Source organism: Pseudomonas fluorescens (assembly GCF_902497995.1).
Lineage (GTDB): Bacteria > Pseudomonadota > Gammaproteobacteria > Pseudomonadales > Pseudomonadaceae > Aquipseudomonas > Aquipseudomonas fluorescens_BK.
On record NZ_CABVII010000025.1, the window covers coordinates 72,239 to 99,160 of the forward strand.

General features: G+C 60.1%; 17 protein-coding genes and 1 pseudogene. 14 read left to right on the top strand and 4 right to left on the bottom strand.

Going from position 1 to position 26,922, the window contains the following annotated elements:
• Window positions 1-470 precede the first annotated feature (470 nt).
• The 3 genes from F8N80_RS24965 to pgm all read left to right on the top strand — a co-directional run bounded on the left by F8N80_RS24965 (window position 471) and on the right by pgm (window position 5,091).
• Window positions 471-1,925: a hypothetical protein gene (locus tag F8N80_RS24965; protein WP_150784913.1), complete on the top strand. Its 1,455-nt coding sequence runs from the start codon at window positions 471-473 to the stop codon at window positions 1,923-1,925.
• The gene (locus F8N80_RS24970; protein WP_150744608.1) at window positions 1,922-3,322 is read left to right on the top strand and encodes an aminotransferase-like domain-containing protein; all 1,401 of its coding nucleotides are present in this window, start codon (window positions 1,922-1,924) and stop codon (window positions 3,320-3,322) included. Before F8N80_RS24965 ends, F8N80_RS24970 begins: the two co-directional genes overlap by 4 nt.
• 122 nt (window positions 3,323-3,444) lie before the next feature.
• Window positions 3,445-5,091, top strand: a complete 1,647-nt coding sequence (gene pgm / locus F8N80_RS24975; RefSeq protein WP_150744607.1) for a phosphoglucomutase (alpha-D-glucose-1,6-bisphosphate-dependent) — start codon at window positions 3,445-3,447, stop codon at window positions 5,089-5,091.
• Between the two features lie 175 nt (window positions 5,092-5,266).
• Here pgm and F8N80_RS24980 read toward each other — a convergent pair whose 3' ends face one another.
• Window positions 5,267-5,962, bottom strand: coding sequence for a pirin family protein (locus tag F8N80_RS24980; RefSeq protein WP_150784914.1), 696 nt, complete (start codon window positions 5,960-5,962; stop codon window positions 5,267-5,269).
• Window positions 5,963-6,199: 237 nt separating this feature from the next.
• Between F8N80_RS24980 and F8N80_RS24985 the strand changes: the two genes are divergently transcribed.
• Window positions 6,200-8,674, top strand: a complete 2,475-nt coding sequence (locus F8N80_RS24985) for a UvrD-helicase domain-containing protein (protein ID WP_150784915.1) — start codon at window positions 6,200-6,202, stop codon at window positions 8,672-8,674.
• A gap of 51 nt (window positions 8,675-8,725) precedes the next feature.
• On the opposite strand, the gene F8N80_RS24990 is transcribed toward F8N80_RS24985, so the two are convergent.
• Complete coding sequence (locus F8N80_RS24990) at window positions 8,726-9,001, bottom strand: DUF1652 domain-containing protein (RefSeq protein WP_150744604.1); 276 nt, start codon at window positions 8,999-9,001, stop codon at window positions 8,726-8,728.
• 265 nt (window positions 9,002-9,266) lie between these two features.
• On the opposite strand from F8N80_RS24990, the pseudogene F8N80_RS24995 reads away from it, so the two are divergent.
• A pseudogene (locus F8N80_RS24995) lies at window positions 9,267-9,428 on the top strand (DUF4440 domain-containing protein); the annotation flags it as partial.
• A gap of 78 nt (window positions 9,429-9,506) precedes the next feature.
• Window positions 9,507-10,910 carry an NAD(P)/FAD-dependent oxidoreductase gene (locus tag F8N80_RS25000; RefSeq protein WP_150744603.1) on the top strand — a complete coding sequence of 468 codons (1,404 nt, stop codon included), beginning with the start codon at window positions 9,507-9,509 and terminating at the stop codon, window positions 10,908-10,910.
• 12 nt (window positions 10,911-10,922) lie between these two features.
• On the opposite strand, the gene F8N80_RS25005 is transcribed toward F8N80_RS25000, so the two are convergent.
• Window positions 10,923-12,314: an aldehyde dehydrogenase family protein gene (locus F8N80_RS25005; RefSeq protein WP_150784916.1), complete on the bottom strand. Its 1,392-nt coding sequence runs from the start codon at window positions 12,312-12,314 to the stop codon at window positions 10,923-10,925.
• A gap of 101 nt (window positions 12,315-12,415) precedes the next feature.
• On the opposite strand from F8N80_RS25005, the gene ptrR reads away from it, so the two are divergent.
• The 5 genes from ptrR (at window position 12,416) to F8N80_RS25030 (ending at window position 20,042) form a co-directional block, all read left to right on the top strand.
• The gene (gene ptrR, locus F8N80_RS25010; protein WP_150784917.1) at window positions 12,416-13,294 is read left to right on the top strand and encodes a putrescine utilization regulator PtrR; all 879 of its coding nucleotides are present in this window, start codon (window positions 12,416-12,418) and stop codon (window positions 13,292-13,294) included.
• A 373-nt stretch (window positions 13,295-13,667) separates the two neighbouring features.
• Window positions 13,668-15,443 (top strand): type I secretion system permease/ATPase, encoded by a 1,776-nt coding sequence (locus tag F8N80_RS25015; protein WP_150784918.1) that lies wholly within the window; start codon window positions 13,668-13,670, stop codon window positions 15,441-15,443.
• Window positions 15,440-16,774 (top strand): HlyD family type I secretion periplasmic adaptor subunit, encoded by a 1,335-nt coding sequence (locus F8N80_RS25020; protein ID WP_150784919.1) that lies wholly within the window; start codon window positions 15,440-15,442, stop codon window positions 16,772-16,774. The genes F8N80_RS25015 and F8N80_RS25020 overlap by 4 nt, the downstream gene beginning before the upstream one ends.
• Window positions 16,775-16,776: 2 nt before the next feature.
• A complete protein-coding gene (locus F8N80_RS25025) occupies window positions 16,777-18,141 on the top strand; it encodes a TolC family outer membrane protein (protein WP_150784920.1) in 1,365 nt (454 codons plus the stop codon).
• 47 nt (window positions 18,142-18,188) lie between these two features.
• Window positions 18,189-20,042, top strand: coding sequence for a polyurethane esterase (locus F8N80_RS25030; RefSeq protein ID WP_150784921.1), 1,854 nt, complete (start codon window positions 18,189-18,191; stop codon window positions 20,040-20,042).
• Between the two features lie 152 nt (window positions 20,043-20,194).
• Here F8N80_RS25030 and F8N80_RS25035 read toward each other — a convergent pair whose 3' ends face one another.
• The gene (locus tag F8N80_RS25035) at window positions 20,195-20,419 is read right to left on the bottom strand and encodes a YgdI/YgdR family lipoprotein (RefSeq protein ID WP_150744596.1); all 225 of its coding nucleotides are present in this window, start codon (window positions 20,417-20,419) and stop codon (window positions 20,195-20,197) included.
• 207 nt (window positions 20,420-20,626) lie between these two features.
• Between F8N80_RS25035 and F8N80_RS25040 the strand changes: the two genes are divergently transcribed.
• Genes F8N80_RS25040 through F8N80_RS25050 form a run of 3 tightly spaced genes read left to right on the top strand, consistent with a single transcriptional unit; the run spans window position 20,627 to window position 26,613 of the window.
• On the top strand, window positions 20,627-22,294 hold the full coding sequence (locus F8N80_RS25040; protein ID WP_150744595.1) for a VRR-NUC domain-containing protein: 1,668 nt from the start codon (window positions 20,627-20,629) through the stop codon (window positions 22,292-22,294).
• A complete protein-coding gene (locus F8N80_RS25045; RefSeq protein ID WP_224790759.1) occupies window positions 22,291-24,630 on the top strand; it encodes an ATP-dependent DNA helicase in 2,340 nt (779 codons plus the stop codon). Before F8N80_RS25040 ends, F8N80_RS25045 begins: the two co-directional genes overlap by 4 nt.
• A 60-nt stretch (window positions 24,631-24,690) precedes the next feature.
• Window positions 24,691-26,613 (top strand): hybrid sensor histidine kinase/response regulator, encoded by a 1,923-nt coding sequence (locus F8N80_RS25050; protein WP_150784922.1) that lies wholly within the window; start codon window positions 24,691-24,693, stop codon window positions 26,611-26,613.
• Window positions 26,614-26,922 lie beyond the last annotated feature (309 nt).

The window sequence follows — 26,922 nt, forward strand, 5'->3', positions numbered from 1 at the left end:
CAACTGAGCTGGTTTTTGCTCTCAATCTGTATCTTCTAATCAGCTTATAAGCCCTGATAATTGAATGATTACTTTCATCTCAAGGAATGAGTCATGGCCGGTTTTCAGGCTGATACTTATCAATACGCCTCATTGATGTATGTTCGAGCACTAGCGGCTCGCAAAGCAGTTGCCAAAAAAGCATGGGTAACTTCCTTCTTTATTTCTTGTACTAAATGTCTGTGGGACGCTGTCGGACATTTCCTAGGACCTCCAGCGCTGCCCCATGGCGCCGTATCTGCCGGGCTTCGCGGCAGGCTGTCCTTGGTCAACGCTCGGGCAGCCTTCACTCATTCCCAATAATTGCCAAAAATTTAAGTGTTAGCATTTTGCAATAAAGCCCGGCACTTCAGGCACGGGCTGGCGATCCATTGCACAGTGCATATGTTTGTTTGTGCACTGTCGAACTTACGCGTACCAGGTAAATAAAGATGACCCATATCCATGATCAAGCGATGACCTATGTCTATCAACAAGTACTGCAACGATTGCTGGGTTTCTTCTCTCGCGCCGAACGCACCGCATTGCAGCTGATGATTCAGCGCCTGGTGGTGGCTGCGGGGGGGATGGAGCGTATTGGCGATTACAAGGTGCTGGCGATCCAGTCCGGATCACGTGACAGTTGCTACACCCTGGCGCTGCTGCGTGCGGCACAACTGAGTATCGCCGGCCGCGCGCCTGCGACGTTCCAGTTGCGTGTCGCCACCCTGCGCCTGAACGGCGCCAGTGCCACGGCCCTGGACAACATCCACCGCAGCCACAGTGCATTGTTCCTCTATGACGATCCACGGGTCGAAGTCCTGATGGTCGATAATCGGGAAGTCCTGCCGTTCAATCACCTGGCGCCGATCTCCGAAGCCGGCCGGGAATTCAATCGGCTTAACCTGCTGATGATCGGGCATCGTCGAACCTCGGACGGGCCGCTTGATCTGTGGGACGACGGGTATCTGGCCACCGGCGAGTTCTACGGGCAAATCGCCCGCTGGGCCAGCGGTGTCGATGCGCTGATCAGCAGCGACAGCCCTCGCCAGCAAAAGCGCTTTATCGAGGGGTTGAGGCGTGCGGCGGCAAAGGCCGGGCTCAGCACCTCGAATCACCACGAACCCGGCTACGAAGGGCTGTTCGCGCTGCTCGATGAACTGGGCAGCGACAGCTATCGCGAGTTGTACCCCGAGGACGACCGGGCCGCATGGCGTCCCGCCGAGCATTTTGAAGCCTGCCGTCGCACGACCTATATCGACATTCACGACCTGCTGCTCAGCAAGCTGGAAGAGCGCTGGCCGCTGTTGACCGAGTTTCTCGGATTTAAACCGGACGAGCTGTCGGCTCAGCTGCGTGACAACGATTACGTCAGCCTGTCGATCTGCGCACACCTGCAGGGGTTGCAAGCGTGTTTTGTACGCGGTCGCAGCTACGAGTCGGGCGTCGCCGACTACCTGCAATGGGCCTTGGTGATGCTGCGCCGCAAGCAACTTCCCCAGCGATTGGGCGCGCAGGCGGTGGAGGCGTTTGGCAACCCGGCGACCTCGGTCGAGCAGCGCGCACGGGCAGCGGCCGAGGTGCAGAAGAATCTGGGTTTGAACGAGGCGCAACTGGTGTGTCTGCTGTTTGCACCTTTTGGCGATAACGGAGCAGCCCTCGAGCGCTTTCTGCGACAGTGCCACCCCGGCATGCTCGTGGCATTGCCTGACTTGCACCGGGCCATGCAGGGTAATCCGGTGCCGGAGCAAATCGTGCAATGGATGGTCGACGTCAGCGGGCTGCCTGTCAGTCTGATCGGTACGCTTTATCGCCTGGGCCCGGTACCTGACCCGGCGTTGCCCATGCAGGCCACGCTCTATGACGATAACTGCGCCGTGGGGGGCGAATGGTCGGCGGGACAGTGAAAGGACCAAGAGAAACCGACTTCGCCTATCAGGCGGTGTACCGTTACCTGACCAACCTGATCGAGGAGCCGGCCAGCGACACACGAGTGCGCCTGCCATCGTTGCGCCAGTTGGCGGACCGTCTGAGCGTGTCGATCTCGACGATTCAGTACGCTTACTCGCTGCTGGAGAAGGAAGGGCGCGTGTATTCGGTCGCCAAGTCCGGCTATTTCGCGTTACCCGTGTCCTCCATCACTGTGCCCGGCAGTGGTCATGACCTGCTCGAAACGGTCTACGTCAATGCCAGACGTCCCGGCATGCTGGTCTTGAGCGCCGATGAGCCGGCGTTGTTGCAACCCCTGGACCGGCCGTTGCTGCTGCTGGAGAGGGAATTGCTACGCCAGTATCCGCGCCAGCCGCAATCGTCTTCGCAGCCGTGCGGTGAGCTGGAACTGCGTGCGGCGCTGGCGGCGCGCTATACCTCGTCGCCACTGCGCTGCTGGCACGCCGATGACGTGTACATTGGCGCAGACCTGCGTGGAGTGCTGGAAATATTGATCGCCGTGCTGTGCCTCAAGGACGCCACGGTGGTGGTCGAGTCGCCATGCGACTGGGTGATTCTGCGCCTGCTGCAGGCCGCGGACGCGGAAGTGATCGAGCTGCCACTGCAAGCCTGCGGTGGTCTTGACGTCGAGCGGCTCAAGGTGTTGCTGGAGACCAGGCCGGTACGTCTGGTGATGCTTTCATCCGCAGTGAACATGCCCCGCGGCAGCCTGGCGCCCGACGACAACCGACACCTCATCGCGCAGTTGCTGGCGCAGCATGGGAGTTGGGTCCTGGAAAACGACTGCTACGGTGAACTCGGATTCGAACCGGACGGCCTGCGGTTTCGCGATCTGCTGGACCCTGACCGGCTGATCGTGTTTTCTACGTTCGAAAAGGTCATCGGGCCCGAGGCCCCTTACGGCTACCTGCTTTCGCGGCATCTGCGGGTTGAATTGCAGCGGCAGTTTTTGCTGCGCTCGTTTCGCCTGTCGCCGATCCGTCAGAAGGCCCTCGCCCGCTTGTACGGCAATGGGCGTATCGACCACCATCTCCAGGTATTGCGGCGGTTGCTCAAGGATCGCAAAGTGCAGATGACCCAGCTGCTGCGCGAGCGTCTGGGCGATGCATTGCAGTTCGTCGATCCTCAGGGCGGTGCGACGATCTGGGCCCGTTCGCTGCGCCAGGTCGATGTGCATCGAGTGTTTCAGCGTCTGCTCAAGCACCAGGTGGTGATCGCGCCGGGAGAACTGTTCAGTCTTCAGGGGTTGCATTCGCAACATCTGCGCCTGAGTCATACGTTCGGCGGTGACCATGATCTCGCCGCCGTACTGGGTCTGCTGGGGGATGCGTTGCGTCTGGAATCGATCGACTGATCCGTTTCGCGAGCGGTCGGGTTTTATAGCGTCGCCTGCGGGATCGATAATATCGCGCTGCGGTCAATCTGCCAGTAAACTGCGTCCCTATTCCTGACCCACTCTATTCCCGAGGTTTTGCAATGACACTCAGTCCTTTTGCGGGCAAACCGGCACCGGCAGAACTGTTGGTCGACATCCCGCGACTGGTAACGGCCTATTATACTGGCCAGCCTGATGCCGCCATCTCCACCCAGCGCGTAGCCTTCGGCACGTCCGGGCACCGAGGCAGCTCGTTCGACTTGAGTTTCAACGAATGGCACGTGCTGGCGATCAGCCAGGCGATCTGCCTGTACCGCGAAGCCCAGGGCATCGATGGCCCGCTGTTCGTCGGCATCGACACCCACGCGCTCTCCACCCCGGCCGGGGCCAGCGCCCTCGAGGTGCTGGCCGCCAACGGCGTGACGGTGATGATCGCCGAAGGTGACGAATACACCCCTACGCCGGCCATTTCCCACGCCATCCTCTGCTATAACCGCGGGCGCACCTCGGGCCTGGCGGATGGCATCGTGATCACGCCGTCCCACAACCCGCCGCAAAGTGGTGGCTATAAATACAACCCTACCAACGGTGGCCCGGCCGATACCCACATCACCAAGTGGATCGAAGCCAAGGCCAACGAACTGCTCGGCAACAAGCTTGCCGGCGTCAAGCGCATCAGCTACGAGCAGGCACTGAAGGCGGGTACCACCCACCGCCACGATTACCTCAACACCTACGTTGCCGACCTGATCAACGTGATCGACTTCGATGCCATTCGCGAGGCCAAATTGCGTCTGGGCGTCGATCCGCTGGGCGGAGCAGGGGTGCGCTACTGGTCGGCGATTGCCGAGCATTACCGGCTGGATCTGGAAGTGGTCAATAAAGGGGTGGATCCCACCTTCCGCTTCATGACCGTCGACTGGGACGGGCAGATCCGCATGGACCCATCGTCCCCCTATGCGATGCAAGGCCTGATCGGCCTGAAAGAACGCTTCGACGTGGCATTTGCCTGTGATCCGGATCACGATCGCCATGGCATCGTGACCCCGTCCGGTGGCCTGCTGGCACCGAACAATTACCTGGCGGTGACCATTGATTACCTGTTCCAGAACCGACCGCTATGGCGCGCCGATGCAGCCGTGGGTAAAACCGTGGTTAGCAGCGGCTTGATCGATCGCGTCGCCAAGCGTCTGGGGCGCCGCCTGTACGAGGTGCCGGTCGGCTTCAAGTGGTTCGCTGACGGTCTGTTTGACGGCTCGCTGGGCTTTGGTGGCGAAGAAAGTGCTGGCGCCTCGTTTCTGCGCAAGGATGGCAGCGTCTGGTGCACCGACAAGGACGGCTTGATCCCGGCCTTGCTGGCCGCTGAAATGACCGCTCGCACCGGTCGTGACCCAAGCCAGGCCTATCGCGCCTTGACCGATGAACTGGGCGAACCGTTCTCGGTACGGGTCGACGCCAAGGCCAATCCAGAGCAGAAAGCCTTGCTGAGCAAGTTGTCGCCGGATCAGGTCACCTCCACCCAGCTGGCGGGCGAAGCCATTCAGAGCATTCTTAGCCATGCGCCAGGTAACGACCAGGCCATTGGCGGCTTGAAAGTCATGACCGAGAATGGCTGGTTCGCGGCGCGGCCGTCGGGTACGGAAGACATCTACAAGATCTACGCCGAGAGCTTTGTCAGTGACGAGCACCTCAAGCAGTTGGTTGCCGAGGCTCAGACGTTGGTGGATGGCGCCATTTCGGTGAAATAAGTGAGGGCCCCTTCGCGGGCAAGCCTCGCTCCTACAGAATCGCGTCGATCACATACTATGTGGACATCATTTCTGTAGGAGCGAGGCTTGCCCGCGAAGGCGTCAGCGCAGTCACCAATGTATAAAAAAGGGCAACCATTTACGGTCGCCCTTTTTTTACCCTGCATTCAAACGATCAAGCCAGATCCACCAGCACGATCTCACTGTCCTCGATCGCCATCACCCGCAACACCTGCTCATCGACAATCGCCACCCCGTCTCGAGCTAGTGCACGCAAGCCATTGACTTCAATCACACCCGTCGCCGGAACCAGGTAGGCGCGACGGCCATTGTCCAGGCGATACTCGGCGGACTCGCCGGCCTTCAGGTTAGCCGCCACCAGTCGAGCATCGGCACGAATCCGCAGGCTCTGATCATCGCCGGACTTGCCGCTGGCCAGGGTCACGAAACCTTCGCGCTGGCCTTTGGGGAAAGGCTTGGCACCCCAGGACGGTGCCGAACCGGCTTCGTTCGGGATGATCCAGATCTGGAAAATTTTGCTTTCGGTGGCCTCCAGGTTGTACTCGCTGTGGGCGATTCCGGTACCGGCGCTCATGACCTGAACGTCACCTGCTTCGGTACGACCCTTGTTGCCCAGATTGTCTTCGTGAGTAATCGCGCCTTCACGGACATAGGTGATAATTTCCATGTCCCGGTGCGGGTGTTTCGGGAACCCGGTACCCGGGGCGATCACATCGTCGTTCCATACCCGCAGGTTGCCCCAGTTCATGCGTTTCGGATCGTGGTACTCGGCGAACGAAAAGTGGTGGTGGGCATCCAGCCAGCCGTGGTGGGCGCCGCCCAGGGAGTTGAAGGGTCTGAGTTCAAGCATGATCGTCTCCGCAAAGGGTGGTTGATGACGAGCATCATCGGCCAGGTACTGATCGATAAAAAGCGTAAAAAATGCCTCAATACAATCGAATCAGTCGATGATTCAGGGTGTCGAACCGTTCTCACCCAGCCTTCACTTCAGCGCATAAGCCAATGAACTGTAAGCATTTCACTAGAACTCAATGGCAAATGCAGACACCATAGTCCTCAACAGCCTCACACCCTGGAGTCAGTCCGCGTGCCGCAACACACCCCCGATCTTCCTCCCGAACTTCGTTCGCTGGCCGAAATGCCATGGCTCAAGCGTCTGGCCGCCCGGTTCTTTGGCCATGGCCTGACGCGTCTACGCGCACAACATCGCGCGTCCTGGTTGCACGGCCAGGCCGACGGCTTTCGCAGCGGGCATAGCGCCGGCGTCGACTACGGTTATAAGGAAGGCAAGCTTGAGGGGCTTGAGGAGGGCCGACAGGTATTGCTGATCCGCGATTCACGCTCCACCGAGCATCGGCCGCCCAGTGTCGACGCCAATCTGTTCGACGACTGGCGCCTGCCACTGAGTGCAGAGTTGAAGAAACGCATGAAGGCTGACGTTGCCCGGTTGCTGGCGCCGCAGGCCCAGCCCAGCGCCGCTCAGTGGAAGATGATCTTCAGCGAGACGCCCTCGACGTCGGTGATCGCCGGGGCGGGGGCGGGCAAGTCGACCACGCTGGTGCTGCGGATTTTGCTGCTGAGCCACTATCTGGGCTTCGAATTGAGCTCGATGACGGTGGTGACCTTTACCCGTGAGTCGCGCAAGGACTTCATCAGCAAGCTGGTCAAACTGTTTGCGCTCTGGGGGCGGACACTCAGTCTCAAGGAGGCGCGGGATCTGGTGCGCACTTTTCATTCGCGCATCCTGCCGATGGTTCGCAGCCTGCCGGGCTTCGAGCGGCTGCAAGCCTTTGAAAACCTCAGCAATCGTGTACAAACCGGCGACGAGGAAGTCGACAGCAATCCGTTCGACCTGCGCGTCAACGATGCCCAACGCCAGCAGCTCAACGCCTGCTATCACCGCCTGCACACCCGCGATGAGCGTTTTCGTGAGCTGATCAAGCCTTTGTCGCGCCACGCCTTGCAACTCAAGGAGCTGGAGCGTGATCACCCGGACGTGCAAAAACGCATGGCCGTGACCGAACTGGCGGCAAAGCGTGATGAAGCGCTGTGCGATGTCATGGAAGATCTGTGGTTTCGCGCAGGTGCCTGGCCGATCAAAGGCATCGAGCCCAATCGCCAGACGTTCGATATCAATGGCGCCACCTTCCATTGTCACGGCTATGTTCCGAGCCTGGACGCCTGGGTGGTGCTGGGATTCGACCCCCGAGAAAACCCGCAGCTCAGCCGTCCGAACGCCAAACTTTCCGTACGCGCGGAATGGGCGGTAAAACGCACCCTGTTTCAAGCTTTCTGCCGTAAACCATTGATATGGCTGGATAGCTATGAGTCGTCAAGGCGTGTGTTGGCCTCTCTTGCAGGCGATGCCAGCGCAGGTCCCGGCTTCGATTACAAGGTCAAGGGCGAGCTTGCTTCGGCACCGCTGCTGGACTGTTTCGTGGCGGCGGCGGGCTTTATCGAGAATCTCGGTCTGGATGTTCCCAACGCCGTGGGCCAGATGAGTTTTGCCAAGGACGACCCGGACCGGTTTTTCTTCGAGGCCTTGAGTCTGTACTGGCGAGCACTGGAAGACCATTTGCTTGACCAGAAACCGCCGGTGATGACTTACAACCGGATGTTCGCCTTGTTCAGCGAGCATTCGCCGGAAAATCTGAAACTGCTGAGCGATGAGCTGCTGCGGCCGATGTCGCACTTGATGATCGATGAATTCCAGGACATTTCGCCGCAGATCGTGTCCTGGATTCGCGCCAGCCTGGCCGAGATCCGCGGTCGCGGGCCAGCCATGCATGTGGGACGTGGTGCGCAACGTTCGTCGTTGCTCTGTGTCGGCGATGACTGGCAGTCCATCTATGGCTGGCGCGGCAGTTCGCCGACCTATTTCATGGAGTTCAGCAAGGAATTTGCGTCACCAAGCACGACCAGGGTCATGCTCAGCGACAACTACCGCAGTCACCAGCACATCATCGATGCCGCCGAACATATCGTGCGCGCCGCGCCGGCGATCGCGGGCAAGAAGGCCAAGGCCAGTGGCGAACCGCAGGCGTTGCTGCCGGTCAATGTGCTCGATCGGGATGATCAAGGCATGGCCACACGCTTGATGGAACACTATAAGAATGGAGATTCAATCTTGATGCTTTATCGAAAAAGTAGCGATAAGGCTTTGATAGAACAGCATATTCAGTCAGTAGTTAATGTTGATTCCAGCTTGCCCCATGAAGCGCGGCGGCTGAAACAATTGACTTACCACAGTGCCAAGGGGCTTGAAGCGGACGCGGTGTTTCTGCTGGGGGATTGTCAGCACCTGACCAGTTCACCCTACAAGAACCAGGTCTACCGCATGGCGGGTCTGGGCAAGGCGGGCGACAGCGAAGCTTATGACAATGCGCAGAAAGACGAGATCCTGCGCCTGGCCTATGTCGGCATCACTCGGGCGGTGAGTCACTGCTACTGGTACGTCGACGGTCAGGACACCCAGGCGGTCAACATGCCTAAGGCCTCCGACCGGATCGGCAAGGGCAAGGCGTTCTTCGTCGATCACCGCCAAGGCAAGACATTGGCGTGAACTTCACAAAAAAGCCCACGTAACGTGGGCTTGTTGTTGGTCATTGGGCCTTCAGGCATAACTCCTGAGGGCCACCGGTGGAATGAAAGCCTCGAGCTCATCCTCCACCGCTTCGATTATTCGCTCTACATCCGCCGCATTCATGACCGTCGCGCAAGGAATACCGGCGATGGCGATCATGGTCTCGCCACTGGCACGGTCAAACAGACGGGCAATCATGCTGCCCGGCGCATCCATGCTCGCCTCGAAACCCATGGGATGAAAATGCCAGCGCATCAGCTGGCAGGCGTTTGGAAAGGTGACTTTGTTATTGAACCCTTTATTCATGTGTAGCCCGCCTTCTTCATCGAGCGCTTCCGTGAGCTCATGTTAGGAGGGAAGAGCCTTCATTGGCCCAACCGATGACAGTCTTTAAAAGTAGCATCTGCATGTGAAAAAAATGTGGATTTTTCAGGCCGATTAGCGATTGGTTCAGTTTTTTTTGATGCAAGTCATCATGAGGTGATTTTTTTCGGCCAGGGATCAGCACTCAATGGCCATTGAACCCGGGGCAGAACTTCGGCAAGCTCGGTTTTTTTCGTCGAAGCCCCCTGTGCACGCCGATGATGACAGTCCATTGCAAACCCAGGCCACGGGCGAGACGGTGATGCGTTACCACCTGCGTTGGAAACACCGGGATCTGGACGGTGTGATGGCGCTGTATCACCCCGATATCCAATACAACGACTTCTTCCAGAACCGGGGGATGGGCCTGGATTGCACGCGCGCAAGACAGCCCCTGAGCCCACGCGCTAGGATCGACGCCATCGAAGTTTGAGTGGCGGAGTCTTGCATGCCGTGGCGCACTATCAGTTTGTGGATGGATCAACTCGACGAGCCCTTGTTGGCGCGTCCGGCGCTGGAACGGGATCTGGACGTAGACGTCGCCATCATTGGCGCGGGGTACACCGGCCTCTGGACCGCGTATTACCTCAAACGCCAGGCTCCCGGGCTGAACATTGCCATTGTCGAAGCGCAGACCGCCGGTTTCGGCGCCTCGGGACGCAACGGCGGCTGGTTGATGGGGAACATGTTGGGCGAGGATCGCTTGCTCGCCGACCTGTCGCCCGAGCAGCGCCGGGCGTCTTTCGATCTGTTGCATGGCATTCCCGATGAAGTGCGCATCGTCCTCGAGCGCGAAAGCATCGACTGCAATTATCGCAAGGGCGGGGCACTGTATTGTGCCGCCCGTTATCCCGAGCAGGAGACCAGCCTGCGGCACTATCTGGACAAACTCTATCGCCAGGGCCTGACTGAAAGCGATTACCGCTGGCTCAGTCCCGAGCAGCTGGCGCAACAGATTCGTGTGGCCAAACCCTATGGCGCGATCTTCGCACCGCACGTCGCGACCCTTCACCCGGCCAAACTGGTACGGGGTCTGGCGCGGACGGTGGAACGCATGGGCGTGGCCATTTACGAGAACAGTCCGGTCACCCACTGGCAGTCGGGTGGCCTGCGCACCGCGAAAGCCTGCGTTCGCTGCCATTGGATCGTGCCGGCGGTTGAAGGCTACGCGGTCACTCTGCCGCCGCTGGGGCGCTATCAGTTGCCGGTGCAAAGCTTGATCGTCGCCACCGAACCGCTGTCCGCCGCGACCTGGGACGAAATCGGCCTGAGTCGCGGCCAGGCCTTCAGCGAAAGCAGCCGCCAGGTCACCTATGGCCAGCGCACGGCGGACAACCGCCTGGTGTTCGGCGCGCGCGGCGGTTATCAATTCGCCGGCAAACTACGGCATGACTTTGACCTGACCAGCAGCGAGGTGGAGTTACGGCGCTATTTGTTTGGCGAGCTCTTCCCGCCCCTGAGGAACGTGCAAATCACCCATGCCTGGGGCGGCAATCTGGGCATGTCCCGGCGTTTCAAGCCGCACATGCTCTGTGACCGCGCCAGCGGCATTGCCTTGTCCGGCGGTTATGGCGGGGAGGGCGTGGGCGCCAGCAACCTGGGCGGTCGGACCCTGGCCGACCTGATTCTGCAGCGCGACAGCGAGCTGGTGCGCCAGCCATGGGTCATCCCCCAGGGCGGTCTCGAAGCGCTCAAGGCCTGGGAACCGGAGCCCTGCCGCTGGCTCGGCTACAACGCGATCATCCGCAGCTTCGTCCACGAAGACCAGACCCTGGCCAACCCGGCCACCGCGCCGTGGCGGCGCAAACTGGCCAGCGGCGTGGCGGGGTTCATGGAAGGTTTCATGCAGTAAACGGCGCGCTCTTCAACGCCGATCCAGCCACACCGTCTGGGCATTGCAGAACTCGCGGACACCGAAATGCGACAGCTCCCGGCCAAAACCGCTTTTCTTCACGCCGCCAAAAGTCACGCGCGGGTCGCTGGCACAGTAGCCATTGATGAACACACCGCCGGTTTCCAGTTCGCCGGCCATCTGCTGCGCCAGTTCGACATTGCGCGTGTAGATGGTCGAGGCCAGTCCGAACTCACTGTCGTTGGCCAGCGCCAGGGCATGGGCGGCATCTCGCGCGGTAATGATCGAGGCCACCGGGCCGAACAGTTCCTGCTTGAACGAGGTCATCTGGTCGGTGACATCAGCCAATACCGTAGGCTCGTAATAGTTGCCAGGGCCTTCAGCCTTCTTGCCGCCCAACAGCAAGGTCGCACCTTCCTCCAGGGTGTCGCGGACCTGTTGATCCAGTTCGTCACGCAGATCAAAACGGGCCATGGGGCCGATATAGGTATCGGCGGACAACGGATCACCGACGATCAGTTGGCGGGTGGCTTCGACGAACTTGCGCGTGAATTCCTCGACGATGTCCTGCTCGACAATCAGGCGCTTGGCTGCCGCGCAGACTTGCCCGGTATTCTGGTAACGGCCAATGACGGCGGCTTTGACCGCTTCGTCGAGGTCGGCATCGTTGAGCACAATGAACGGGTCCGACCCACCCAGTTCCAGTACGCACTTTTTCATCGCGGCACCGGCCTGGGCACCAATGGCCATGCCGGCGCGCACGCTGCCGGTCAGGGTCACCGCGGCGATGCGTGGGTCGGCGATCGCCGTGGAGACACCGTCCGGCGTGACATTGATCACCTCGAACACGCCTTCCGGGAAGTTGGCGCGCTGCAAGGCATCGCGCAGCAAGTAGGCGGATCCCATTACGTTTGGCGCATGCTTGAGGACGTAGGTGTTGCCAGCGATCAAGGCTGGCACGGCACCGCGCAGCACCTGCCAGATCGGGAAATTCCACGGCATTACCGCGAGAATCGGCCCCAGCGGGCGATATTCGATGCGCGCCTTGCCGCCTTCGACCAGCGTCGGCTCGGCGGTCAGCATGGCAGGGCCACGTTCGGCATACCATTCACACAGTTGCGCACACTTTTCGATTTCGCCGCGTGCCTGGGTGATGGGCTTGCCCATCTCCACGCTGATCATGTTGGCCATCGTGGCGGCATTGTCGCGCAGTGTCCGGGCAAGCACGACCAGGGTCTGGGCACGTTGCTCGACAGGAGTACGGCGCCAGATCGAGAAGCCGGCGGCGGCGCGGGCAAGGGCGGCGTCCAGGTCCGATGCGGATTGGAAAGGGTAGTGGCCGATCTGCTCGCCGTTGGCGGGGTTGATCGAAATGGCATGGGTGACGCTGGAAACCTGGGTCATGGCACCGTCCTGCTGGGTGGGTATAGGCTCAAGATTAAGGTGGCGGACGGTTTCTGGAAACTGAATAATACTGAGTATATCGTTCACGTTTGGAGAATGACTTGGATCTGGTACAGCTCGAGATTTTCAAAGCCGTGGTCGAGCACGGCAGTATCAGTGTGGCCGCCCAGCACATCCATCGGGTGCCTTCGAACCTGACGACCCGGATCAAGCAGCTGGAGCAGGATCTGGGCGTGGACCTGTTTATCCGCGAGAAGAGCCGTCTGCGCCTGTCTCCGGCCGGGTGGAGTTTTCTCGACTACGCCCGGCGCATCCTCGACCTGGTCCAGGAAGCCCGTGCCACGGTGGCGGGCGAGGAGCCGCAAGGCTCATTCCCCCTCGGCTCGCTGGAGAGCACCGCGGCGGTACGCATCCCCGAGCTGTTGGCTGCCTATAACCAGCGCTACGCCAAGGTCGAGCTCGATCTGTCCACCGGACCTTCCGGGACCATGATCGACGGAGTACTGTCGGGTCGGCTGGCTGCCGCCTTCGTCGACGGTCCGGTGCTGCACCCGGCCCTGGAAGGGGTGCCTGCGTTCGAGGAAGAGATGGTGGTGATTGCACCGCTCAACCATTGCCCCATTCTTCGCGCACAGGACGTCAACGGCGAGAGCATTTATGCCTTCCGCTCCAATTGTTCCTATCGGCATCACTTTGAGAGCTGGTTCGCCAAGGACGCGGCGGTGCCCGGGCGGATTTTCGAGATAGAGTCCTATCACGGCATGCTGGCCTGCGTCAGCGCCGGAGCCGGCCTGGCGCTGATGCCCCGCAGCATGCTCGAGAGCATGCCCGGGTGCGCCACGGTGAGTGTCTGGCCGTTGTCGGAGGCGTTCCGGTTCCTGCGCACCTGGCTGGTATGGCGCCGGGGCACGGTGTCGCAAAGCCTGACCATGTTTGTGCGCCTGATGGAGGAACGTGGGGTGGTGCGGGAAGAGGCATAAATAAGTGCAGAAAAATGAGACGTGTTCTACAGAAAACAACTGATCTGTATTTAATATTTAAATTATTGATTGTCGGACAATTTAATAAAGACACCGATCCGAAAATTATATTTCGTCAGCGCAAGCCTTGTTTGCGGATGTTTGCAGATGTAATTCGGTTTGATGCCGAAAAAAACACTAGACGGTTGATTTCAAATTGTGTCAGTTTTCTTTCCGCCTTCATTGGACGAGTAATAGGGCGATCTCGCCAGAGATAGATCGAACTCACCTATACCTTCCTGAAGTTGTTATCGAAGTGTAAGCGGCAACCACAATAAAAAGAACAGGCAGACCTCGGCAGGTATGGCGAGGGATAACGCCTCAGGAAGAATCCATGAAGATGGCAAAGAACCCGGCGACCGCACCGTTGATCAAGGCGCTGGGCGACTATAAGAACATCCTGGTCAGTGTCGGTTGTTTTACCGCACTGATTAACGTGTTGATGCTGGTTCCGTCGATTTATATGCTCCAGGTTTATGACCGCGTATTGTCGTCGCAAAACGAAACGACGCTGGCCATGTTGTCATTAATGGTCGTCGGGTTCTTTGCGTTCATCGGGCTACTGGAGCTTGTGCGCAGCTTCATCGTCATCCGTATCGGCAGCCAGTTGGAGCGCCGTTTCAACCTGCGGGTCTATCAGGCCGCGTTCGAGCGCAACCTGTTCAAGGGCGAAGGCCACGCCGGACAATCCCTGGGGGACTTGACCCATATTCGTCAGTTCGTCACCGGCCCGGCATTGTTTGCCTTCTTCGATGCACCGTGGTTTCCGGTCTATCTGTTCGTGATTTATCTGTTCGATGTCTGGCTCGGTGTGTTTGCCACGGCGGGTGCCGCACTGCTGATCGGGCTGGCTTGCCTGAATGAGGCCATGACCAAAAAGCCATTAGGCGAAGCGGCCGTCTTTTCCCAGAAGTCCAGCCAACTGGCGAGCAGTCACCTGCATAACGCCGAAACCATCCAGGCCATGGGCATGCTCGGGGCTTTGCGCAATCGTTGGTTCCAGGTGCACTCACGCTTTCTCGGCTTGCAAAACCAGGCCAGCGATACCGGCGCAGTCATCAGTTCCCTGAGCAAGACCCTGCGCTTGTGCCTGCAATCTCTGGTGCTGGGCCTCGGCGCGTTGCTGGTGATCAAGGGCGACATGAGCGCGGGGATGATGATTGCCGGCTCGATCCTGATGGGCCGGGTGCTGAGCCCGATCGATCAGCTGATCGCCGTGTGGAAACAGTGGAGCGGCGCCAAGCTCGCCTACCGCCGTCTCGATGACTTGTTGCAAGCCTTCCCCCCGAGTGACGAGGCCATGGCGCTGCCGGCCCCGAAAGGCCAGATCACGTTCGAGCAGGTCAGCGCCGGTCCACCGGGGCAACGGGCTGCGACGTTGCACCTGGTCAATTTCAGTCTTGGTGCAGGTGAAGTGCTGGGCGTGCTTGGCGCGTCCGGTTCTGGTAAATCGACCCTGGCCCGGGTGCTGCTCGGCGTCTGGCCAACGCTTGGCGGGACGGTGCGGCTCGACGGCGCGGACATTCATCGCTGGAACCGCGACGACCTCGGCCCCTATATCGGTTATCTGCCGCAAGACATCGAGCTGTTCGGCGGCAGCATAGCCGAAAACATCGCCCGTTTCCGTGAGGCCGATCCGCAAAAAGTCGTCGAAGCCGCGCAACAGGCTGGCGTCCATGACTTGATCCTGCGCATGCCCCAAGGTTACGACACCGTACTCGGCGAATCGGGCAGCGGCCTGTCCGGCGGGCAGAAACAACGTGTAGCCCTGGCCCGCGCCCTGTACGGCAAGCCACGCCTGGTGGTGCTGGATGAACCGAACTCCAACCTCGACACCGTTGGTGAGGCCGCTTTGGCGGGCGCCATCGCGCAAATGAAAGCCCAGGGCACCAGTGTGATTCTGGTGACCCATCGCTCTTCGGCACTGGCCCAGGCCGACAAGCTGTTGGTGCTCAACGAAGGACGCCTGCAAGCCTTCGGTCCGAGTCAGGAAGTGCTCAAAGCACTGTCCGGCGCTCAGGAACAGCAGCGGGAGAAAACCGCGCAGGCACCGGGTGGACTCAGCATGAGCCGGCAGTACCAGCCCTCGACAAGGAATTCGGGTGTATGAGCTACGACAGCGCAGCCCACATGGAACACGACTACATCGCCGAACGCCCCGAGCGCGACGCGCACTTTTTTGCTCGCCTGGGCTGGATTCTGGCGATCGTCGGCGCGGGCAGTTTTTTTACCTGGGCCAGCCTGGCGCCGCTCGATCAGGGCATCCGGGTGCAAGGCACGGTCGTCGTATCGGGCAAACGCAAAGCCGTGCAAGCGATGAGCAGCGGCGTGGTCAGGCAGATTCTGGTGCGCGAGGGCCAAGTGGTGAAACAAGGCCAGCCACTGTTCCGGCTTGACCGGACGCAGGTCGCGGCCGACGTGCAATCCCTGCAAGCGCAATACCGCATGGCATGGGCCAGCCTGGCGCGTTGGCAAAGTGAACGGGACAACCTCAAGCAAGTCAGTTTCCCCGCAGAGCTGAGCAACGATCCCGATCCGCGCCTGGCGTTGGTGCTCGAAGGCCAGCAGCAATTGTTCAGCAGTCGCCGTGAAGCGTTTTCCCGGGAGCAGGCTGCCTTGCGCGCCAACATCGAAGGTGCCGGCGCGCAACTGGCGGGCATGCGCCGCGCACGCTCGGACCTGACCGCCCAGGCCAGCTCCCTGCAACAGCAACTGAGCAATCTTCAGCCTTTGGCGGACAACGGCTACATCCCGCGTAACCGCCTGATGGATTACCAGCGGCAGCTGTTGCAAGTGCAGCAGCAGCTTGCAGAGAACAGTGGCGAGAGCGGCCGCGTGGAGCAGGGCATCCTCGAATCGCGGCTGAAGCTGCAACAGCACGGCGAGGAATACCAGAAGGAAGTCCGCACCCAACTGGCCGACACCCAGCTCAAAAGCGTGACCCTGGAGGAGCAACTGACCTCCGCCGGGTTCGACCTGCAACACAGCGAGATCATCGCCACCGCCGATGGCATTGCGGTCAACCTCGGGGTTCATACCGAAGGCGCGGTGATACGCCAGGGCGATACCCTGCTGGAAATCGTGCCCCAAGGCACCCGCCTGGAAGTGGAAGGACGCCTGCCGATCAACCTGGTCGACAAGGTCGGCACGCACCTGCCGGTGGACATCCTGTTCACCGCGTTCAACCAGAGCCGCACCCCGCGGGTGCCCGGCGAAGTCAGCCTGATTTCCGCCGACCAGATGCTCGATGAGAAAACCGGCGCTGCGTATTACGTGCTGCGCAGCAGCGTCAGCGATCAGGCCATGGAAAAGCTCGACGGCCTGGTGATCAAGCCGGGCATGCCGGCAGAAATCTTCGTGCGTACCGGTGAACGTTCACTCCTCAACTATTTGTTCAAACCGCTGCTCGACCGGGCCGGTTCCGCATTGACCGAGGAATAAGGATGTTCGGCTGTATGAATAAGTTATCGATGCTCGGGGCAGCGCTGGCGTTGCTCACCTGCAACGGCGCAATGGCCATGGGGCCGTTCGACATCTATGAACAAGCGTTGCGCAACGACCCGGTGTTCCTCGGCGCGATCAAGGAGCGCGATGCCGGCCTGGAAAATCGCGCCATCGGCCGCGCCGGGCTGTTGCCGAGGCTGGGTTACAACTACAACAAAGGCCGCAACGCCTCGAAGGTCACTTACCTGAACGATCGCGGCCGCAGCCAGAGTGATGATCGCAACTACAGCAGTTACGGCTCGTCATTGACCCTGCAGCAACCCTTGCTCGACTACGAGGCCTACGCGGCGTATCGCAAAGGGGTGGCGCAATCGCTGTTTGCCGACGAAAATTTTCGCGGCAAGAGCCAACAATTGCTGGTGCGCGTGCTGGAGAGCTACACCCAGGCGCTGTTCGCCCAGGACCAGATCGACATTGCGCTGGCCAGGAAGAAAGCCTTCGAACAGCAATTCCAGCAGAACGAGCACATGTTCCGCCAGGGCGAGGGCACGCGCACCGATATTCTCGAGGCCGAGTCACGTTACGAACTGGCCACGGCCGAGGAAATCGAAGCACGCAACGAGCAGGATGCGTCCCTGCGTGAACTGGGCGCGCTGATCGGCGTGCCTGCCATCGACATCAACGACCTGGCGCCGCTGGACCAAGGCTTTCAGACCTTCACCCTGCAACCGGCGAACTTCGACACCTGGCACGCAATGGCGGTGGCCAACAACCCGAACCTGGCTTCCCAGCGCCAGGCCGTGGAGGTCGCGCGTTATGAAGTCGAACGCAACCGCGCCGGGCACCTGCCCAAGGTCAGCGCCTACGCCACGGTACGCCAGAACGAATCGGAAAGTGGCAACACCTACAACCAGCGTTACGAGACCAACACCATCGGCATCGAAGTCAGCATGCCGCTTTACGCCGGTGGTGGGGTTTTGGCCTCGACGCGTCAGGCCAGCCGCACCATGGAGCAGGCCAAGTACGAACTGGACGGCAAGACCCGCGAAACGCTGATCGAACTGCGTCGCCAGTTCAGCGCCTGCCTGTCCGGCGTGAACAAATTGCGCGCCTACCAGAAAGCCCTGACCTCTGCCGAAGCGCTGGTAGTGTCAACGCGGCAAAGCATCCTGGGCGGTGAACGGGTCAACCTCGATGCGCTGAACGCCGAACAACAGCTCTACACCACACGCCGCGATCTGGCCCGGACCCGATACGACTATTTAATGGCCTGGATCAAATTGCACTACTACGCCGGGACCTTGAATGAGCAGGACCTGGCCCAAGTCGACGAGGCGTTTGGCCAAGGTTCGACGACCCGGTAGCGCCTGAAAAATCTCTGACAATTCCAACAAAAAGAGAGGCAAGACCCATGGGTGTGTATGACTATAAAAACCTCGGCACGGCAGACTCCAAAGCGTTGTTCGGCGACGCCATGGCGATCATGCTGTATTCCTATCACAACCTCGACAATGGCTTTGCCAGCGGTTACCAGCACAACGGCTTCGGCCTGGGTTTGCCGGCGACCCTGGTCACGGCGCTGATTGGCGGCGCGGATTCCCAGGGTGTCATACCCGGAATCCCCTGGAACCCGAATTCGGAAAAAGCCGCACTGGATGCCGTGCAAAAGGCTGGCTGGACGCCGATCAGCGCGTCGCAACTGGGCTATGACGGCAAGGTCGATGCGCGCGGAACCTTCTTCGGCGAAAAGGCCGGTTACACCAGCGCCCAGGTGGAGATCCTCGGTAAGTATGATGCCCAAGGCCAACTCAGTGAAATCGGCATTGCCTTTCGCGGAACCAGTGGGCCTCGAGAGACCCTGATCAGCGATTCGATCGCCGACGTGATCAACGACCTGATGGCGGCCCTGGGGCCGAAGGACTACGCGAAAAACTACGTGGGTGAAGCCTTCGGCAATTTGTTCGACGAAGTCGCCGTGTTTGCCCGGGCCAATGGCCTGTCGGGCAAGGATGTGCTGGTCAGCGGTCACAGCCTCGGCGGGTTGGCGGTCAATAGCCTGGCAGACCTGAGCAACGAGAAGTGGTCGGGGTTCTATCAGGATTCCAATTACATCGCCTACGCTTCGCCCACCCAGAGCAGCACCGACAAAGTGCTCAACATCGGTTATGAAAACGACCCGGTATTTCGTGCCCTCGACGGTTCGTCGTTCAACCTGTCGTCGGCGGGCGTACACGATGCCGCCAAAGCCTCGACGACTGACAACATCGTCAGTTTCAACGATCATTACGCCTCGACGGCGTGGAACGTCCTGCCGTTTTCCATCCTCAACATCCCGACCTGGATCTCGCACCTGCCCACCGCTTATGGCGACGGCATGAACCGGGTGCTGGAGTCGAAGTTCTACGATCTCACCGGCAAAGACTCGACGATCATCGTCGCCAACCTGTCGGACCCCGCCCGGGCCAACACATGGGTTCAGGATTTGAATCGCAACGCCGAAACCCACAAAGGCAGCACCTTCATCATTGGCAGCGATGGCAACGATCTGATCCAGGGCGGCCAGGGCAATGACTATCTGGAAGGCCGTGCCGGCAACGACACCTTCCGCGATAGCGGCGGCTACAACATCCTGTCTGGCGGCCAGGGCCACAACGTACTGGACCTGCAGCAGTCGGTGAAAAACCTCGACTTCGCCAATGACGGCGCCGGCAACCTGTACATCCGCGACGCCAATGGCGGTATCAGCATCACCAGGGACATCGGCAGCCTTGTCACCAAGGAGCCGGGATTTCTGTGGGGGCTGTTCAAGGATGACGTGACCCACAGTGTTACAGCCAATGGTCTGACAGTCGGCAATGACCTGACTCAGTACGCTTCATCGGTAAAGGGCGGGGCAGGTGCCGACACGCTCACGGCACACGCCGGCGGCGACTGGTTGTTTGGCCTTGAAGGCAACGATCACTTGATCGGCGGCAAGGGCAATGATGTATTTGTCGGCGGGGCGGGTAACGACCTGATGGAATCGGGGGGCGGGATCGATACGTTCCTGTTCAGTGGCGGGTTTGGGCAGGATCGGGTGGTAGGTTACCAGGCAGATGACCAGCTGGTGTTTCTGGGGGTTCAGGGGGTGATGCCGAACGATGATTTTCGGGCTCATGCCACGGCGGTGGGGCAGGATACGGTGCTGACCTTTGGCGGGGATTCGGTGACGCTGGTCGGGGTTGGGCTGGATAGCTTGTCTGCTGGGGGGATTGTTATCGCCTGAGGGTGATGCGGCGTCCATAAGGGCCTCTTCGCGAGCAAGCCCGCTCCCACACTGAATCGGGGTGTACACGCATTTGGTGTCCACTGGAGATCGATGTGGGAGCGGGCTTGCTCGCGAAGAACGATAACGCGGTCTAAATCTGGATCGCGGTTTCAGTCTTCCTTGCGCACGTTAGCCACTTCAGCAGCCCTGACCTTCACCTTCGCCCCGGAAATATCTTCAAACTCGTAAAAACCGTCCTTGGTCTCGGTGTCCGGCAGGTCCTTGGTCAAATACTGGGTGCCATTCTGCAGGGTCACCACCGTGGGCGTCGAACACCCGCCCAGGGCCAGAAGGGCCGCGACGGCAAGGGGTAAACCCAGAGTCTTGATATTCATACCCACCTCTCATCCTTTTAAAAAACAGCGCGACTGTCTAGATCGAGCGTTATCGTCACTGTACCTCTAAGGCGGTTGGTGCGATGGATTGGCAGAAAGTTCGACAGACGGCAAAAAAACAGGCCGATTGTCCGCCGCTTATCCTTTTCCGTTTGCACTGCAGCGGGGGTAGCTGGTATCTGTACGCATAACCAGTACTCTCTCGCCATGGCCCGTTTCCCTGTGACCGCCAATCCGCTCGACGACCCGTTCTACTACTTGAACAACTTCATGCAAGTGCTTGATTGGCTTGAGCATCGCTATGCCGATGTGTTGAGTGTCGAGGAGCAAGGGTTTATCCGCGATTTCAAGCGGCTGCCCAAGCCGTCCGAGGCGTTGCTGGTGCGGATGGTGATGCGCAAGGGGATACATTTCCGGGCGAGCAAGCTGCATTACCTCGAGATTGGTGACACCGCCGACGCCGCCGGCCCGTTGCTGGCGCTGGGCTGGATCGACGAGCAGGCGCCGCTGTCGATCGAAGAGCTGTTCGAAGTGCTGCTCAAGGCGGAAATCCTCCAGTGCCTTGGCGCGGCCATCGATCAGCCCAGGGGCAAGAAGACCGATTGGCTGCCGGCATTGAGCGAGCAGTTTCCAGAAACCCGGTGCTTCAGCCGCTGGTGCGAGCCATTGGATGATCGACTGTTCAGTCTGACCATCATGGGTCTGTGTGATCGCCTGCGCCTGATGTTCTTTGGCAATCTTTACCAGGACTGGTCGGAGTTCGTGCTGGCGGACCTCGGCATCTTTACCTACGAAAAAGTCGAGTTCTGCGCCGACTCCCGGGGCTTGCGCAGCCGTGAGGACGTGGATGCCTGCATTTTCCTGCATGACTGTCAGCAGCGTTTCGAAGCCGGCGAAGCGCTGGCCGGCATTGTCGAGCAGGTCAGAGGGCTGGCGCCGGGCAACCCCTGGCTGCAACGACGTCGCGACAAACTGTTGTTCCAGATGGGTCAATATTGCGAACGCATCGCCGATTTCGCCACGGCCCTGAGCATCTACCGCGAATGCGCCTGGCCAGGCGCGCGGTGGCGCCTGATTCGCGTGCTGGAGCGCTGCGGCGAGTATCAGCTGGCGCTGGACCTGGCCAGCCATGCCGGGCAATCAGCGCAAAGCGCCGCCGAACAGCAGCACTTGCTGCGGGTGTTGCCCCGACTGCGGCGCAAGCTCGGCGGGCCGCCAATCAAGCGGCCGTCCCCTCGGGAAATGCTGCGCCTGGACCTGCATTTGCCCAGGACCGATCCGGCGCTGTCGGTGGAATATCATGTCCAGGCACACCTGGCACAAGATTGGGCACCGGTGCATTACGTGGAGAACAGCCTGATCAACTCGCTGTTCGGGCTGCTGTGCTGGCCGGCGATCTTCGCGCCCTTGCCGGGAGCGTTTTTCCACCCGTTCCAGCGGGGGCCGGTGGACCTGCTCAATGAAGATTTCCATGTGCGTCGGGCTGACCTGTTCCAGGCCTGCCTGACCGAACTCGATGACGGACGTTACCGCCAGACCATCCGTGACCGTTATGCCGCCAAGTGGGGCGTGCAATCACCGTTCGTATTCTGGGATGTGTTGAGCGAGGAATTGCTCGACCAGGCCCTCGATTGCCTGCCGGCCGAACACCTCAAGCACTGGTTCCATCGCCTGTTGCTGGACATCAAGGCCAATCGCGCCGGCATGCCGGACCTGATCCAGTTCTGGCCGCAAGACAAGACCTACCGCATGATCGAAGTCAAAGGCCCCGGCGATCGCCTGCAGGACAACCAGTTGCGCTGGCTGGAGTTCTGCCATGAGCACCAGATGCCGATTGCCGTCTGCTACGTGCAATGGGCGGAGCAGAGCGCGTGAGCTACAGCATCGCGGTGCGCGCGTTGTGCGAGTTCACCGCCAAGGTCGGCGACCTTGACCTGCGCTTCACCCCGTCGCCGACGGCACTGGAAGGCATCGTCGGGCATCGCACCGTGGCGTCCCGGCGCAGCGAGGGTTACCAGAGTGAAGTCGCGCTCGAAGGCCGGTATCAAACGTTGACGGTCAAGGGCAGGGCGGACGGCTACGACCCGGCGCAAAATTGCCTGGAAGAAGTCAAAACCTATCGCGGCGACTTGAGCAAGCAGCCCGCCAATCACCGTCAACTGCACTGGGCACAAGCGAAGATCTACGGCTGGCTGATGTGCCAGAAGCTGGAACTGGCCCGGATCAACCTGGCGCTGGTGTACTTCGACATCGTCAGCGAAAGGGAAACCTGTCTGCTCGAGGCCTTCAGCGCGCCAGAGCTGGAGCTGTTTTTCGAACACCATTGCCATCTGTTCCTGCATTGGGCCGAGCAGGAAATGGCCCACCGCGAAGGACGCAATCGTGCGGCGCAGCAACTGGCGTTTCCCCATGCCGACTTTCGTCCGGGGCAGCGTCATCTGGCTGAATCGGTATTCAAGGCGGTCAGTACCGGTCGCTGCCTGATGGCCCAGGCGCCGACGGGGATCGGCAAGACCGTCGGCACCTTGTTTCCAATGCTCAAGGCCCTGGCGCCGCAGCAACTGGACAAGGTGTTCTTCCTGACCGCGAAAACCCCGGGACGCAAACTGGCGCTGGATGCCGCGCAAGTCATTCTCCAGAGTGCCGAAGCACCACCCTTGCGGGTCCTGGAAATGATTGCCCGGGACAAGGCCTGCGAGCATCCGGACAAAGCCTGTCACGGCGAATCCTGCCCGTTGGCCCAGGGTTTCTATGACCGATTGCCCGCTGCGCGCCAGGCCGCCAGCGAGCTGAGCCTGCTGAACCAGAGCGCCTTGCGCGAGGTGGCGCTTGAACATGACGTTTGCCCGTATTACCTGAGCCAGGAAATGGCCCGCTGGGCCGATGTGGTGGTCGCCGACTACAACTATTATTTCGATTTCAGCGCGCTGCTGTTCGGGCTGGCCCAGGCCAACAACTGGAAAGTCGCGGTGCTGGTGGACGAAGCGCATAACCTGGTGGAGCGGGGGCGGCAGATGTACAGCGCCAGCCTCGACCAATCGACCCTCAACGCGGTGCGCAAGACCGCCCCGCCAGCGCTGAAGACAGCCTTGCAGCGGGTCAACCGGCAGTGGAATGCCCTGCATGACCTGCAGCTCGGCGCCTATCAGGCTTACGACAAGGCTCCGGAAAAATTGCTTCAAGCCCTGTCGTCCTGCAGTGCGAGTATCGGCGATTACCTGAACGATCATCCTCAAGGCCTGGACAGCGCCTTGCAGGGGTTTTACTTCGACATTCTGCAGTTTTGCCGGGTCGCGGAACTGTTCGATGAACAGTTCCTGTTCGACATCAGCAAGCGCGACCTCGAGCGCAAGAAAAACCTCTCGCAGCTGTGCCTGCGCAACGTGGTGCCCGCCGGCTTCATCCGCCCGCGCCTGACGGCTGCGCGCAGCACCGTGTTGTTTTCCGCAACCCTGAGCCCGCGCCAGTACTACGCCGATCTGTTGGGGACGCCGGCGAACACGGTATGGATCGATGTCGAATCACCTTTTCACGCCGATCAACTGCAAGTGCACATCGTCAACCAGATCTCCACCCGGTTCGTTCATCGCCAATCGTCCCTGGCGCCAATCGTCGAGCTGATCGCCAGGCAGTTCAGCCAGCGCCCCGGCAACTACCTGGCGTTTTTCAGCAGCTTCGATTATTTGCAGCAAGTGGCGCAATTGCTGGCGCAAAGACATCCGCATATCAAGCTGTGGGCGCAGTCTCGAGGCATGGCGGAAGGGCAGCGTCAGGATTTTCTCGATCGGTTCACCGCCGAGAGTCAGGGTATCGGTTTCGCGGTGCTGGGCGGGGCGTTTGGCGAAGGCATCGACTTGCCCGGAGCGCGCCTGATCGGTGCGTTCATTGCCACCCTCGGGCTGGCGCAACTCAACCCGGTCAACGAGCAGGTGAAACATCGCATGGCGGCGATTTTCGGTGCCGGGTATGACTACACTTACCTGTTCCCCGGGGTGCAGAAAGTGGTCCAGGCGGCGGGACGGGTGATTCGCACCCAGCAGGATCAAGGGGTCATCATGCTGATCGACGACCGGTTTGGCGACAGCAAGGTCAGGCAATTGCTGCCGCGCTGGTGGACGATTGCGCCCGCCGTTTGGGTCGCGCGGCAAACGTCAGGGCATGAGGTCATCCGGGACCCGGGCTGCAATGGCGTGCAATCAGCGTTGTTTTGAGCTTTCCAAATTTTCCGTTTGTCCCATACTCCAGAAAAACATTCATGCCGTGAGGGATCAATGAGCGTAGATCGAAGGAAAGCCACCACCATCGACGACAGTCGCTTTCGCCTGTTGATCGATGCTGTGATTGACTATGCGATCTACATGATTGATCCCGATGGCATCATCACCAGCTGGAACGCAGGCGCCAGGCGTTTCAAGGGGTATGAGGAGGCCGAGATTCTCGGTCAGCACTTTTCGCGTTTCTACACCGATGAAGATCGCCGTAACGGTATGCCCCAGCGTGCGCTGGACACGGCAATCAGGGAAGGGCGTTTCGAGGGCGAAGGATGGCGGGTGCGCAAGGACGGCACTCATTTCTGGTGCCACGTGGTCATCGATCCGATTATCGACCCGTCGGGCAAGTTGCTGGGATTTGCCAAGATCACCCGGGACCTGACCGACCGAAAGATGGCCGAAGAGATCCTCAAGCAAAGCGAGCAGCAATTCCGCCTGCTGGTGCAAAGCGTCACGGACTATGCGATCTATATGCTTGCCCCGGACGGAAGGCTGACCAACTGGAATCTCGGGGCCCAGCGGATCAAGGGCTACTTGCCCGAAGAAGTGATCGGGCAACATTTTTCGATGTTTTATACCCCGGAGGACCGCGAGGCCGGCGAACCGCAACGGACCCTGTCCATTGCCATCCGTGACGGGCGATTCGAAAACAAAGGCTGGCGCGTGCGCAAGGACGGGACACGGTTTTTGGCACACGTCGTGGTCGATCCGATCTGGGGCGAAACCGGCACGTTACTCGGTTTCGCCAAGATCACCCGTGATATCACTGAAGTCACTCAGGCCCAGCAGGTCCTCGAGCAAACCCGCGAGGCACTGTTCCAGGCGCAGAAAATGCAAGCCATCGGCCAGCTCACCGGGGGAATTGCCCACGACTTCAACAACCTGCTGACGGTGATCCTCGGCAATCTGGAAATCGTCCGCAAGCGCGTGGGTGACGACCCGCGCATTACCCGGCTGGTGGATAACGCCACCCAGGGCGCCTTGCGTGGCGTATCGTTGACCCAGCGCATGCTGGCATTTGCCAGGCGCCAGGAACTCAAGGCCGAACCCATCGAGATTCCGACGCTGATACAAGGCATCTCCGGCTTGTTGCGCAGCTCCCTCGGGCCTTCCGTAGTCCTTGAAACCTGCTTTTCAGCCGGACTTGAACCGGTCCTGGCCGACGTCAATCAGCTTGAACTGGCGGTACTGAACCTGGCGACCAACGCCCGGGATGCCATGCCCCATGGCGGGAAAATGGTAATCAGTGCCAGAACGGAAGAGGTGCGCGATCAACTCCAGTTCACCCCGATGACAGGCCGCTATGTCTGCCTGAGTGTCAGTGATACGGGGGAGGGTATGGACGAGACCACGCTGGCCTCGGCGATGGACCCGTTTTTCACCACCAAGGGGGTGGGCAAAGGCACGGGCCTGGGGTTGTCGATGGTGCATGGTTTTATCGAACAACTGGGCGGGCGATTCATACTCAAGAGCCAGAAAGACGAGGGCACGACCGCCGAACTGTGGATACCCGTCGCCACGACCGGTTCGGTTGCCATACCCGCTACCGACGAAGAAACTCCACCGCCGGTGCCTCGCCTGTGTGTGCTGGTGGTGGACGACGACAGCCTGGTGTTGACCAGCACCTGCCTGTTGCTCGAAGACCTCGGGCATCGAGTGATCAGCGCGGTGTCCGGGGCTCTGGCGCTGAAAGCGCTCGATGCCGAGCCAGCCATTGACCTGGTCATTACCGACATGGCCATGCCACAGATGAATGGCGCGCAACTGGCGCAGGCCATCCGCGTCATCAAGCCCAGCCTGCCGATCATTCTCGCTACCGGCTACGCCGAACGACTGGAAGGCTTTGCGACGCAACTCCCGCGCCTGTCCAAACCCTATACCCAACTCAATCTGGTAGAGATCATCGCCTCGACCATGAAATGATCACCGCGCACCTGCATACCGCTGGATTGTGGAAAACGCCAAACCCCTGTTGTAGGAGCCGGCTTGCTGGCGAAGGCGTCGTCATGGGCGCTGCAAGGCTGGAGGCCGCCTTCGCTGCGGTGCGGCGATCCGACAAGCCAGCTCCTATGTATGGACTCGCCCCCACTGTCTACCCGCTTTCAAAAAAAACTGCCGCCCCGTTGCATCTATGTATTAGGCCTATTCGAGGAAGCCGTCATCGGCTTCTGGCCAAAATTGGAAGAGCTCGTGGCATGCCGATTACAGTCAGGCCTCGAAGGCCAGTAGGAG

Excerpts from the sequence above, each read along its gene's own strand:
- F8N80_RS25030 (WP_150784921.1), top strand. The coding sequence starts at position 18,189 with ATGGGTGTGTATGACTATAAAAACCTCGGCACGGCAGACTCCAAAGCG.
- F8N80_RS24990 (WP_150744604.1), bottom strand. The coding sequence starts at position 9,001 with ATGAATAAAGGGTTCAATAACAAAGTCACCTTTCCAAACGCCTGCCAG.
- F8N80_RS25000 (WP_150744603.1), top strand. The coding sequence starts at position 9,507 with ATGCCGTGGCGCACTATCAGTTTGTGGATGGATCAACTCGACGAGCCC.
- F8N80_RS24980 (WP_150784914.1), bottom strand. The coding sequence starts at position 5,962 with ATGCTTGAACTCAGACCCTTCAACTCCCTGGGCGGCGCCCACCACGGC.
- F8N80_RS25025 (WP_150784920.1), top strand. The coding sequence starts at position 16,777 with ATGTTCGGCTGTATGAATAAGTTATCGATGCTCGGGGCAGCGCTGGCG.
- F8N80_RS24965 (WP_150784913.1), top strand. The coding sequence starts at position 471 with ATGACCCATATCCATGATCAAGCGATGACCTATGTCTATCAACAAGTA.
- F8N80_RS25050 (WP_150784922.1), top strand. The coding sequence starts at position 24,691 with ATGAGCGTAGATCGAAGGAAAGCCACCACCATCGACGACAGTCGCTTT.
- F8N80_RS25005 (WP_150784916.1), bottom strand. The coding sequence starts at position 12,314 with ATGACCCAGGTTTCCAGCGTCACCCATGCCATTTCGATCAACCCCGCC.
- F8N80_RS25015 (WP_150784918.1), top strand. The coding sequence starts at position 13,668 with ATGAAGATGGCAAAGAACCCGGCGACCGCACCGTTGATCAAGGCGCTG.
- F8N80_RS25035 (WP_150744596.1), bottom strand. The coding sequence starts at position 20,419 with ATGAATATCAAGACTCTGGGTTTACCCCTTGCCGTCGCGGCCCTTCTG.
- pgm (WP_150744607.1), top strand. The coding sequence starts at position 3,445 with ATGACACTCAGTCCTTTTGCGGGCAAACCGGCACCGGCAGAACTGTTG.
- F8N80_RS25040 (WP_150744595.1), top strand. The coding sequence starts at position 20,627 with ATGGCCCGTTTCCCTGTGACCGCCAATCCGCTCGACGACCCGTTCTAC.
- F8N80_RS25020 (WP_150784919.1), top strand. The coding sequence starts at position 15,440 with ATGAGCTACGACAGCGCAGCCCACATGGAACACGACTACATCGCCGAA.